Annotated in this window: 11 protein-coding genes and 1 tRNA gene; 6 read left to right on the top strand and 6 right to left on the bottom strand. The window is 36.0% G+C overall.

Translation table 11 applies throughout. From position 1 onward, the window contains the following. Positions 1-339: 339 nt before the first annotated feature. Positions 340-1500 carry a glutamate--cysteine ligase gene (gene gshA, locus AB6N09_RS01330; RefSeq protein WP_411131162.1) on the bottom strand — a complete coding sequence of 387 codons (1161 nt, stop codon included), beginning with the start codon at positions 1498-1500 and terminating at the stop codon, positions 340-342. Between the two features lie 115 nt (positions 1501-1615). Here gshA and hslV point away from each other — a divergent pair, with 115 nt between their 5' ends. Together hslV and hslU are read left to right on the top strand one after the other, a co-directional pair. Next, positions 1616-2170: an ATP-dependent protease subunit HslV gene (gene hslV, locus AB6N09_RS01335; RefSeq protein WP_411131163.1), complete on the top strand. Its 555-nt coding sequence runs from the start codon at positions 1616-1618 to the stop codon at positions 2168-2170. A 1-nt stretch (position 2171) separates the two neighbouring features. Then, positions 2172-3662, top strand: coding sequence for an ATP-dependent protease ATPase subunit HslU (gene hslU / locus AB6N09_RS01340; RefSeq protein ID WP_411131164.1), 1491 nt, complete (start codon positions 2172-2174; stop codon positions 3660-3662). Positions 3663-4438: 776 nt separating this feature from the next. On the opposite strand, the gene AB6N09_RS01345 is transcribed toward hslU, so the two are convergent. The 4 genes from AB6N09_RS01345 to AB6N09_RS01360 all read right to left on the bottom strand — a co-directional run bounded on the left by AB6N09_RS01345 (position 4439) and on the right by AB6N09_RS01360 (position 8114). Next, positions 4439-5917: a DegQ family serine endoprotease gene (locus AB6N09_RS01345; protein WP_411131165.1), complete on the bottom strand. Its 1479-nt coding sequence runs from the start codon at positions 5915-5917 to the stop codon at positions 4439-4441. Positions 5918-5920: 3 nt separating this feature from the next. Further along, positions 5921-6793, bottom strand: coding sequence for a protease modulator HflC (hflC, locus tag AB6N09_RS01350; protein ID WP_411131166.1), 873 nt, complete (start codon positions 6791-6793; stop codon positions 5921-5923). A 2-nt stretch (positions 6794-6795) separates the two neighbouring features. Then, positions 6796-7830: an FtsH protease activity modulator HflK gene (hflK, locus tag AB6N09_RS01355; protein ID WP_411131167.1), complete on the bottom strand. Its 1035-nt coding sequence runs from the start codon at positions 7828-7830 to the stop codon at positions 6796-6798. Positions 7831-7904: 74 nt separating this feature from the next. Further along, positions 7905-8114: a hypothetical protein gene (locus AB6N09_RS01360; RefSeq protein WP_411131168.1), complete on the bottom strand. Its 210-nt coding sequence runs from the start codon at positions 8112-8114 to the stop codon at positions 7905-7907. Between the two features lie 155 nt (positions 8115-8269). Between AB6N09_RS01360 and AB6N09_RS01365 the strand changes: the two genes are divergently transcribed. The 4 genes from AB6N09_RS01365 (at position 8270) to AB6N09_RS01380 (ending at position 10565) form a co-directional block, all read left to right on the top strand. Continuing rightward, entirely contained in the window at positions 8270-9436 is a 1167-nt protein-coding gene (locus tag AB6N09_RS01365) for an actin-bundling T4SS effector WalE1 family protein (RefSeq protein WP_411131169.1), read from the top strand. 116 nt (positions 9437-9552) lie between these two features. Then, positions 9553-9888, top strand: coding sequence for a divalent-cation tolerance protein CutA (gene cutA / locus AB6N09_RS01370; RefSeq protein ID WP_411131170.1), 336 nt, complete (start codon positions 9553-9555; stop codon positions 9886-9888). After that, positions 9879-9953: transfer RNA gene (locus tag AB6N09_RS01375), tRNA-Gln, on the top strand. Before cutA ends, AB6N09_RS01375 begins: the two co-directional genes overlap by 10 nt. Before the next feature lie 18 nt (positions 9954-9971). Beyond that, a complete protein-coding gene (locus AB6N09_RS01380; RefSeq protein WP_411131171.1) occupies positions 9972-10565 on the top strand; it encodes a hypothetical protein in 594 nt (197 codons plus the stop codon). On the opposite strand, the gene AB6N09_RS01385 is transcribed toward AB6N09_RS01380, so the two are convergent. Continuing rightward, positions 10524-10868 (bottom strand): hypothetical protein, encoded by a 345-nt coding sequence (locus tag AB6N09_RS01385; protein WP_411131172.1) that lies wholly within the window; start codon positions 10866-10868, stop codon positions 10524-10526. The genes AB6N09_RS01380 and AB6N09_RS01385 overlap by 42 nt on opposite strands. Positions 10869-11390: the final 522 nt, after the last annotated feature.

The raw sequence follows: 11390 nt of genomic DNA on the forward strand, positions 1-11390 counted from the left end.
TGTGGTAGAAATTGCTCACTCTCTAATCCTGCAAATTGGCGTACTATACTGTCTTAACCGACTTATAAGCGCGTTTCAGCTTGTATAGGGAAAAACCTAGAAGTCTAGGTGAAATTAATAAAGACATGGGGTGCACATAGTGCAAAAAATTAAACATAAGACGCTAACCGTGATACTTTCGTTGTTTAATCTGCACAGATTGAAGCTAAATGAATAACTCCAATTTTATGATAAAGGGGCTGAAGGTATTTGTCAAGTAAATTTTTCGTTTTATGACATGCCACAGGCTGGTTTGTTATGCAAGAAGCCTAGCCAATGGCTATGTTTAGAAGTAAGAAATTAGATATGAAAAGACCTCATTTCTACTGCCAATGCTAGCACCGCTAATTTACTAACCATATTCCAAAGCGATAGAGTTTTATTTTCCACAACCTGGCTGACATCATGGAATTTACAGTCAGTGGAATTTAGGCTAGAATATATATCTTTTCTGCTGTTGCACCGGTATAAGTAGCAGGTTGGCGTATTTCCTATATAATATATCAGCGGTTCTGAAGGGCTATGTTCAAAAACATCGATGGTTGGTACGCCTTCTTGTATAATAACGCTACTCACTTTTATTCCTTCTTTTATCTTTTTCATTTTATTGCGCTTTTTTTTATTGAGGCTTAATATTTCCTCTCCACTTGTTGCTGTTATAATGCCCATTCCGTATGTTCCGTTGCTTGCTTTGATGAAAACATAAGGTTGAGTTTTTATTTTATATTCTTCATATTTTTTTTGCACTAAGGACAGCACTTGATCAACTTTAGCTGCCACCGTTTCCAGCGATGAATCGTCGTTGAAATTGACACTACTACAACTTTCTGTAGGTGCAGAAATAAGCCACGGGTCTATTTGAAATTCGCTACAAAGTTCGGACGCTAGTTTTTGATAGATTTCAAAATATTGAAATTTCTGCCTGCTGTGCCAACCATATAATGGACTTGGCACTATCTCTTGTTTTAAATTTTCTAACGTGTCTGGAATGTGGCTTGTCATATCCCGGTTCAGTACAACAACATCAGGCACAAATCCTGAGGTTGTCTTCAGGAGAGAGTTTTCTTTCACGACAGCTTCATATGGTTCTATTAAATTGTATGTTTCGTTGTGAAAGAGGCCAATTCTAGTTTCAAGACCTGCTAGTTGTAGTATTCTTTCTATGGCAAATACGTTCTTTATATACATTTTATTTCGCGTGTAGTTCTCTGGTATTATGAGAATTTTTTTATGTTGTTTTTCTTTAAAATAGATCTTCATTAGCTCTACTGCTATTGCTTTTGATACCTCACTTAGGTTGTTGAACCCTGCAGGAAACAAATTAGCGTCTATAGGGGCGATTTTGTAACCGGAATTTCTGAGGTCTATGGAGCTATAAAACGGCAATGTGAGGCTATCAAACTTCTCCTCAAACCAACTATTTAAACTTTTTTTTAATTTTGGGTGAATTATATTTTGCATCTGCGCTTTTAATGTTATAAGGAAGGTATTATATTATAAGCTATAATTAAACATATCTAGCAAACTTGATTAGAGATTAAAGTGTAATGAAATTGCCATTTGAAGTAATAGAAAAATGATTCAACATGATAGCAGTAAAATGTATGGAACTACCATACTGTCAATTAGAAAAGGTAAAAGTGTAGTAGTAATAGGTGATGGACAGGTTTCACTGGGTCACACTGTTATAAAATCCGGAGCAAAAAAAGTCAGGCGCCTTTCTGGTGATTCTGTAATTGCCGGTTTTGCAGGGGCGACAGCTGATGCATTTACTCTCTTTGAAAGACTGGAATCTAAACTTGATAGGCACCCAGGACAATTAATGAGAGCATGTGTTGAACTTGCAAAAGATTGGAGAATGGATAAATACTTAAGAAAATTGGAAGCTATGATGATTGTTGCAGATAAATCTATTTCGTTAGTGATTACAGGAACAGGTGATGTTCTTGAACCTGAAGATGGGATCGCAGCTATTGGTTCTGGAGGAAATTTCGCTCTATCCTCAGCAAGAGCTTTAATTGATGTAAAAGGAATGTCAATAGAAGAGATTGCGAAAAGAGCTATGCGAATAGCAGCTGATATATGTGTTTATACAAATCATAATGTAGTTATTGAAAAGATAGAGGGATAGTATGTCTTCTGAACAAAAAATTTTATGCACTAATTTCTCCAATCAGCTTGTGATGCTTTCAGAAGGGCGGTTTTATGGTAGTGATACCTACAATAAGAGAAATGACCTCTATGAAGACGCTAAAAATGGCTGTGATTCAAATAACAACAACGCTCAAGTTAATGGCAGTACACAAGTCTTATTGGACGATCTGCCGCCACAAAAGATAGTTAAGGAGTTGGACAGGTTCATAATTGGACAGAATGATGCAAAGCGTGCTGTCGCTATTGCACTCAGGAATCGTTGGCGTCGTAATAAAGTTCCTCTTCCTTTACGTGATGAAATCATACCTAAAAATATACTGATGATTGGTCATACAGGGGTTGGTAAAACAGAAATAGCTCGTCGCTTAGCAAAGCTTGCGGGTGCACCATTCATAAAAGTTGAAGCAACGAAATTTACCGAAATAGGATATGTAGGGCGTGATGTTGATTCGATAATACGTGATTTAGTTGATGCAGCAATAGTTTTAATTAGAGAGAAAGCTCGCAAAGCTCTAGCTAAAAAAGCTTTGAATTTAGCTGAGAGTATAATAATCAATTCTATGGTCGGTGAAGATGCAACCGAAGAGAGTAAAAGGGTTTTCAGAGAAAAATTGAGGAATAAAGGGTTTGAAGATGGAGAAGTTTCCATTAATGTCAGAGAAAGTAAGAGTATGCTGCCAGCTTTTGATATACCTGGTATGCCAGGTGGGCAATTTGGCGTGGTGAACGTCACAGAATTAGTGGGTAAGATGTTTAATGGGGGCAAAAAAACAAAAACTATTACAGTTAAGGTAAAAGAAGCTCGAGAAATATTGATTAACGAAGAAAGTGAGAAGTTAATGGATGAAGATAAAATAATCAAAGAAGCGATTGATCTTGTTAGCAATGAAGGCATAGTATTTTTGGATGAAATAGATAAAATTGCAGCACGTACAGAAGTAAAAGGTGAAGTAAATAGAGAAGGAGTACAACGTGATTTATTACCACTGCTTGAAGGAACAACTGTTTCAACTAAGTATGGCCATGTGAAGACAGACTATATATTATTTATTGCATCTGGTGCCTTTCATTTATCTAAACCGTCTGACCTTTTGCCAGAATTGCAGGGCAGGTTACCTATCAGAGTAGAGCTTAAAGCACTGACTCAAGAGGATTTAATAAGAATATTAAAGGAACCTGAGTCTAGTTTGTTGAAGCAGTATATAGCTTTAATGAAAACAGAAAATGTAATGCTTGAGTTCACCGATGATGGCATCAAAACTATAGCTGAAATAGCGTTTACAGTTAATAGGCAAGTGGAAAATATAGGTGCAAGAAGGCTCCATACTATCATGGAGAAACTTTTAGATGAAATAAGCTTTATTGCTACTGAGAAGAATGGTGAAAAATTTGTTATAGATGGCAAGTACGTGAAAGATAAACTTGAATCGATTTCAAAACAGCTGGATTTATCTAAGTTTATACTTTAATTAAGCTCTGATGGTAATGGCAATATTAGAATAGTAGGAAGTAAGCCAAATCATTAGAATTTAGAGAAAAATACAGATGTTAAAGTCAAACTTAGTGGTAAGGAATTAAGTCTTGTTAATGCTATAAAAGAGCTAGAACAACAGAATGAGCTTAGCGAGCCAAGAATAGAAGAAGCTACACATTGGGCTTCTCGCGTACCTAACCACTACACAGAAAGCGGACAGACGAAAGTAGAAAAAAGTTATAACGTCATCCAATAGAAATGAAAAAAACTACTTGACAAATTCCTCCAGCACCCTTATGATAGCAACAAGGGTATTTCTGACTCAAAACTTGTTTTTGATCTGCAGGCTCAATGACAAAATTCAGTAAAAAACTCAGGGTATTTTTTGGCGGATTGTATCAAATTATAGCGGCTGCATGTCTTTTTCATTTTTTCTACATTCAGCTAAATCGCGCTTAAACTAAGCATCAGCAAATTATTATAGCGCCAATTTAAAGTATTATAGAGTCAAAACTTGCCACTCTGGATTTCTTTGCCTTTTTTCTCATTTGGTAAATTTCTTAAATATTTATTACTAAAGTAGTATTCTGGATTCCAGTGTCAGCTACTTGGATGACACCGTCATAAAGTGCAATGAGATTCCAGCTACACAGCTGGAATAACGATAGGCTAGTTTTTCATGTAGTAGGTCGATTTTAACTTGAACTAAAGCGTTACAGCAGCAAACTTACAACGTTGCTGTTTTGTGAATTTGGTAAATGATTTACGAAATTACTTTTTTAACTTTATTGAAGTAAAAAACTGATTTCCATTGTGGTAAATAAGCAACATTATTGCTTTTTCTTTATCCTTCTCTTTTGCTAAATTTATTTGGTTTTGGAAACTTTCAACGTTTTCTATATAAGTTCCATTTATTTGCATAATAATGTCTCCTTTTTTGATACCACGCAACGTAATATTCCTGTTAACGTCTACATTGGTAACTATTACACCTTTTGTAGGCGCGTCATTTTTGCTCTCTTTTGACTCTTGTGGTAGGTTTGAAACGGTTAAACCAGTTATATAATCAGATGTTGATTCATTTTCTTCTTGGTTATTATCTTGGCTGTCACTTGTAGATTCTCCGATGACGACCTTAATATTAACTTCTTTACCACTTCTCAGTAACTTAATTTGCACTTTTTTCTCAGGCTCAGTTCTTGAAACCATTTGAGGTAGTTGTGTCATTCTCTCAACTTTTTTGCCATCAAATTCTAGTAATATATCACCTACTTTAATACCACCTTTCTCTGCTGAACTGTTCTTTACTATATTTGCAACTAATGCACCTTTTGTATCTTTTAAACCCAAATACTCTGCAAATTCTCTTGTTATAGGCTGAACTTGCACACCAAGCCAACCGTGCTTTATCTTCTTGCCGCTCTTTAGTGTGTCAATGATTGATACAGCTAGATTAGACGGTATGGCAAAGCCTATACCAACGTTACCGCCAGATTCAGATGGGGAATAGATGGCGGTGTTAATACCTATAACTTTTCCATTTAGATCAAATAGTGGTCCTCCAGAGTTGCCTCTATTGATTGCAGCGTCAGTTTGAATAAATTCATTCATGGTGCCTATACTAATGTCTCTGGATCTTGCAGATATAATTCCTGTGCTTACAGAGCCACCCAACCCAAATGGATTGCCTATTGCCATGACTGTATCACCAACTCTTGCTTTATCAGAGTCACCAAATGCTACAAAAGAAAGGTCTTTGTCAGCTTTGATCTGAAGCACAGCAAGATCAGTTTTTGTGTCATAGCCTAAAACTTCTGCTTTGAAATAAGTATTATCGTTCATAGTAACTGCGATATCTTGGGCATTTTTAATAACGTGATAATTAGTTACGATAGTTCCACTTTTGTCTATAATAAATCCAGACCCAAGCAGCACTACTTCTCTATTGATGCTTGGACCACTATCCATAGAAAATTGATCAAAATGCTCAAAAAACTCTCTAAAATCATCAAAAAAATTATTTCTTGGTGTAAAAGGGATTCTAGTTCTATTGTTACTTTCTTGTTTAATGATTTGTTCGCTCGAGATATTCACAACTGCAGGAATAAGTTCTTCTACCAGGTCAGCAAGTCCTTGATTATAGCTGTATACAGTATCTGAAGCCTTTTTTGCACTCCAGTCAAACATGTTAGCATACGAAGAGAACGAAATCAAAAAACATGTAAATATAGATAAAACCTTACTTCTCATAAACTATTTCCATCCCTTGTTGAAAATATCTAAGAAATTATTATTTGGTGAAAGTATAAATTTAGTGTTATTTCTAGCGAATGATTTGCTGTAAGCGCTCATAGAGCGGTAAAAATTAAAAAACTCTTCATCAACCTTAAACGCCTCATTATAAATTCTGGTTGCTTCAGCATAACCACGCCCCATTATTTCATGGGCTTCTTTTATTGCGCTAGCAATAATTTCCCTTTTTTGTTTATCAGCTTTTGATTTAACTTCTAGCCCAGCTTGCTCACCTTCTGCTCTGATTTCTTTTGCTTCTTTTGCTCTTTCAGTTTGCATACGAAGGAATATTGCAGAACTATTTTCTTCTGGTAAATCTGCTCTCTTAATCCTTACATCTATTATTTCTATACCAAATTTTCTAGCTTCAGAATAAACTCCACGCTGGATTAATTGCATAACTTCTGACCTCTTTTCATTTAATAAACTAATTAATGAAAATTTTACTATGTTTTCCCTTATGTGAGCTTCTATGATTGGATATAGTCTTCTGACTAATCCTGATTCGCTTTTCACAGTTTGGTAAAAAGTGATAGGCTCTACTATTTTATATTTTGCGTAAGCGTCTACTATGATGCGTTTTTGGTCTGCAGTTATTACCTCTCTTGGAGTTTTATCAGGGCTTAAATCTAAAACTCTCTTATCAAGAAATTCTACGTTATTTATAAATGGCAGCTTAAAATATAAACCGCTTTCCTTAATATCTCTTACCACTTTACCCAATTGTATAACTATTGCTTGCTTCATTTCTTGCACCACAAACATTGAATTAAACAAGGCGATTAACACGACAACTAATACAGAAATAAAAGCAATTTTAATGTTACTGCGCATAACTATTTTCCCAAATTTGCAAGAGGTAGATAATAAAACATACCTTTCAGATCATCAGTTACAACAAATTTATCTACTTTACTGAAAATATTTTCCATAGTTTCAAGATAAATACGGTTTTTAACAAGAGAAGGATTTTGCTTGTATTCTTCATAGAGAGACAAAAAGCGATTTGCATTACCTTTTGCTTCGTTTATTATTTCATTCTCATATGCTTCTGCGTCTAGTTTTATCTTTATTGCTTCACCTTTTGCTCGAGGTATAATGTCGTTGCTATAAGCGTATGCTTCGTTTATAGTACGCTCTTTATCCGCACGAGCACTTTGCACATCTCTAAATGAGCTAATTACTTTTTCTGGTGGGTCAATTTTTTTCATTTGAACAGATAAAATTTCTATGCCCATTTGATATCCATCAAGAATCTGTTGCAGTAAAGTTCTAGTATCTATAGGAATTTCTTGTCTGCCTTGACCAAGTGCAAAAGAGATCATATTTTTACCTATTATCTCTCTCATAGCACTCTCTGCAGCATTTTTAACACTAAAACCAGGTGTATAATCCCGCACTTTGAATAAATAATCCTTAGCATCTCTAACGCGCCACTGGACCTCAAAGTTTACGTTGACTATGTTCTCATCTCCAGTTAGCATCACACCTTCACCGCGGTCTGTGTCTCGCCCATAGGAACTACTGACCCCAATTTCTTCACGATTTACTTCCTTGACGTTCACTTTAAAGACCTTGCCAATAGGGTAGGGAAGGTGATAGCGCAAACCAGATGTTTCTGTGTTAGAATATTTGCCAAAAGTAAGTTCTATGCCTTCCTCACTTGGGTGGACAATATAGAAGCCAGTGCAGGCATAGAAGAACAAAATAACAAAAATAATTAAATAAGGTTTTTTGCCGCTGTTCCTTGTTAAGACATTAAAAAAATACCTTATCTCGGATATAATTTTATTTAAAATATCTTCATTATTAGGAGTTTTATCCCTTATTGATTTTTTTCCAAGATTCCAAGGATTATTCTCGTCAAACATAATGATCAATTCTATAACTAATACGCTAATATTACTTCTTTACTAGGAAAATGCAAGACTATTTTATTTACGAATTAATTATCAGGTTGGAAGACATGATCATACACTTCCTTTTCTCTATGTAATATGGTTGACTCTATGGAATTTTCTGTTCTTCTTTTGAATTCCTTGTTGTTGTTTTTGAGGTGCACTATGTCTTCGTGAGAACCACTATAATCTTTTAATAATAAAATCGCTAAAATTACAGCAGTCAGTAAAAGAAATAATCTTTTTCTATACCTCATACAGTTCCAGCATCTTCTCCAGTCTCTTCATTCTTGTTGTACCAGCGTCAAGCAAAATTATCCTTAGGTAAATGCACACTGACAGTCAAATTAACACTAATTTAAGAATTTAGGATATACAATATAAATATATTTAATTAATAGTGAGGTTTAAAATGTTAAATTCCGAAACAAATTCAAATCGTAGGCAAAGCTCCACTTTTATGGAAACTTTGCAAGATAAACTGAAAGATATAAAGAATTTCTCTAAATGGTCTGCAAAAGAGCAAATGGTTGCAGTAACTGCAGTAGGTGTGATATTTGGTGCATTGCTTCCAGTTGTGGCGGTTGCTTTACCAGTTGCTGCAACAGGTGCAGCAGTTGCTCTTACTCTATTTTTTGCTGTGAAAGCAGTTGAATATGGATATAAAGGGCTCAAATGGTCAGCAGAGAAGACATTGGAAGGGTCGGAATACACTGCGGGCAAAATTAAAGCTGGTGCTGTGTATGCTAAGGACTCGGTAAAAGAAGCTGCAAGTTCTCTGAAACAGGCGGCAAGAGAGGGAACTAGTTCTGCGTTGAAAAAAATGGGAGAAGGCGTTCAAAATTTGGGAAGGAAGATGAGTGATGCAGGTACAAGCATATCTGATTTTAAGAGAATTCCGTATTCGGCAGAGCCACAAGAACCGCGAGGTGTTGTTTTGTTAGCAAAGCGGGAACTTGATCCTGATCTTATTGACAGTAATAGAGATTTAGAGAGGGATTCTTTGCAATCTAACAGCTTACCAAGAAGCAGTTTAATGAGTTCACTAGATTCTATAAGTACTGATGGTAGCACAGAAGGATTATTAAATCCTGAAGAGCATAAGGAAGTAAAGGCACCTACTTTAGCTAAGGACAAAGCGTTATCATGGTTTATAGGAAACGAAGTACTGAAGGGAGCAGGAGAAGCTACTAGAGTTAAGTATCAAGTTCTTTCTAAACCGGACGCGACGCAGTCTGCAGAGACAGGAAATAGCATTGTTGATCAGCAGGAGCCACTAAGAAGCAACTCACCAAGTCATGTAGGTACTGGTGATTCTCCAATTGATTTACCAAAGGCGCCTGAAAGTCCAACAACCAGTGGTTATGGTAGTGGAAGGAGTTCACATAATTCTTCTGATCCTTCTACAACAACAAAAGGGCAAAAGCTTTTTATGGAAGAATTGCAAAACGAGCTCGAACAAAGGTTTGCAAAACTACGCGCATCTCCAAACAAACTGCCGGAACAACAACTGCCTTCTACAAAAATGGATGTTGAAACTGATGTTCAACGCCAAACTAGGCAAGAGGCTGTACGGTAAACAAACACACCCACCTTCTCTATAAGGACGTTACTCAGTGAGTAACGTCCTTTCTATTTTCTCTTGATGAATAAATCTAAGTAAAGTATAGTAGCAATGCGTTTATGTAGATTCTAATGAGTGGTTTAGTTTTAATTTATACAACTTTTGCAAGTTTAAAGGAGGCTGAAACTGTTTCTGAGCAATTGTTAAATGAGAAATCAATTGCATGTGTAAACATATTTCCCGAGGTGAATTCTCTTTATTTATGGGAAGGTAAAATTAATAGTAGTTGTGAAATAGTAGCAATTATGAAAAGCAGAAACGATCAAGTTGATAAGGTTGTAGAAAAAATTGAAGCAATGCATTCTTATGATCAACCTGCTGTTGTAATAATACCTATAGAAAAGACAAATAAGTCTTTTACTAATTGGGTTAATAATGTTATTGCTGTAAGCAGTATTGGGGTGTAGCCAAGCGGTAAGGCAGCGGTTTTTGATACCGCCATGCGAAGGTTCGAATCCTTCCACCCCAGCCATATTGAAGAGGGTGTGAAATGATATCACTTTTCTATAGATTAAGGTTATTAAGTTATATACTGGGCAACTTAAAGGACATAGTTGTCAAGCTATTCCTCCTTATAATATATCTTTATACATCCAGCGTTACGTTCATGTTTCTCAGCAATGGCTTTTGGTATGCTGTAGAATTTGGCTCTTTCAAAAGTGCATTTAACCATTTGTTTGAATATTGCAAGTGGTATTACGATAACAAAGATGACCTCGGTTATGGAGTTTATTTTAGAATATTAGTAGCGTTTCTTGCTCCGCATTTTCTCTATAGATTACTTCTTAGTACCGGCTGGAAATCTTTTTTAAAGGAAAGAATAATACAGATACTCAGGTTCATGATTAAAGGCAAAAGGGGCAGTAAAGCAAGTTACAGCAGTAAAGCAAATGGTAGTAGTTATAACTATAGCAGCGAAAGTAGCTACAGCAGTAGCAGTCATTATGGTTACAATGATGAGCGCCATGCTCAAGAAAGGCGAAAAGTGGCCATAATAAGGCAACTTTTAGTCAAGGATATAGAGGAAGCCATAGATAAAAGACTAAATGATATCTTTTTCGATGAAAGGAGCAAGTCTCACTAAAAAAGCTTTATCTGTTTTTTTAGTATGGCTTTTTAGAATTGGCTGTATTTTATTTTTTACATATACCAGATCATAATCAGCTAATATACATGTGTGCACAAAATCTTGACTAAAATCCGATAACCAGGAAATTGCTTTCTGTTTTTCTACTAAGCTTTGTGTTTTTTTACAGTTGCTTGTTGCATCAATTACTGCCTGCCCTATTACTGATTTCCATAGTATATGATATCGTTGTATGTCATCTGGCATACTATCTGCTTCGTAGTGGTGAAAAAATTCTTTGAAATTGAAGTTGTTTGACATAATATGCCTCCTTTTCTTGTCATCCTAACCACTACGGTGTCATCCCAGTGCGTGACACTGGGATCCAGTTTTTCATAATAATTAAATATTGTATTTTAACGTAAAACGGCTACTTTTATACTCACCTGCTTGATAAAACTCCTAGATTCCAGCATCTCTCCTCCTGTCATCCCAGCGCCCCCCTTTTGTCATTCCAGTACCCCGTGATCCTATGATATCATCCAAGTAGCCCCTCCTTCTGGTCGAGTAGACCGGTGGAACTTCCCCACCAGCCCCTCACAGAACTGTGCATGAACCTCTCGATTCACACAGCTCTTGTCATTTTTAGCCTTTAAATCAAAGACCTACCTTAATTATTTGTTCCTCCCATTTCGGTTGACAAATAACTAAAATCCAAATGACTCAGTCCCTTCGCTCCATCTACATTACAGAGACTTCTTCACTACTATGCGCCCATGTTTTCCGCATCGGTACTCTCATCCTTGAAGTTTAGCTTCTTGGATTCCTACCTTATCATCGAAA

The sequence above is a fragment of the Wolbachia endosymbiont of Tettigetta isshikii genome, from assembly GCF_041154185.1.
Classification (GTDB): domain Bacteria; phylum Pseudomonadota; class Alphaproteobacteria; order Rickettsiales; family Anaplasmataceae; genus Wolbachia.

Coding starts and splice junctions, on each gene's coding strand:
- gshA (WP_411131162.1), bottom strand. CDS start 1,500: ATGCAAAATATAATTCACCCAAAATTAAAAAAAAGTTTAAATAGTTGG.
- hslV (WP_411131163.1), top strand. CDS start 1,616: ATGATTCAACATGATAGCAGTAAAATGTATGGAACTACCATACTGTCA.
- hslU (WP_411131164.1), top strand. CDS start 2,172: ATGTCTTCTGAACAAAAAATTTTATGCACTAATTTCTCCAATCAGCTT.
- AB6N09_RS01345 (WP_411131165.1), bottom strand. CDS start 5,917: ATGAGAAGTAAGGTTTTATCTATATTTACATGTTTTTTGATTTCGTTC.
- hflC (WP_411131166.1), bottom strand. CDS start 6,793: ATGCGCAGTAACATTAAAATTGCTTTTATTTCTGTATTAGTTGTCGTG.
- hflK (WP_411131167.1), bottom strand. CDS start 7,830: ATGTTTGACGAGAATAATCCTTGGAATCTTGGAAAAAAATCAATAAGG.
- AB6N09_RS01360 (WP_411131168.1), bottom strand. CDS start 8,114: ATGAGGTATAGAAAAAGATTATTTCTTTTACTGACTGCTGTAATTTTA.
- AB6N09_RS01365 (WP_411131169.1), top strand. CDS start 8,270: ATGTTAAATTCCGAAACAAATTCAAATCGTAGGCAAAGCTCCACTTTT.
- cutA (WP_411131170.1), top strand. CDS start 9,553: ATGAGTGGTTTAGTTTTAATTTATACAACTTTTGCAAGTTTAAAGGAG.
- AB6N09_RS01380 (WP_411131171.1), top strand. CDS start 9,972: ATGATATCACTTTTCTATAGATTAAGGTTATTAAGTTATATACTGGGC.
- AB6N09_RS01385 (WP_411131172.1), bottom strand. CDS start 10,868: ATGTCAAACAACTTCAATTTCAAAGAATTTTTTCACCACTACGAAGCA.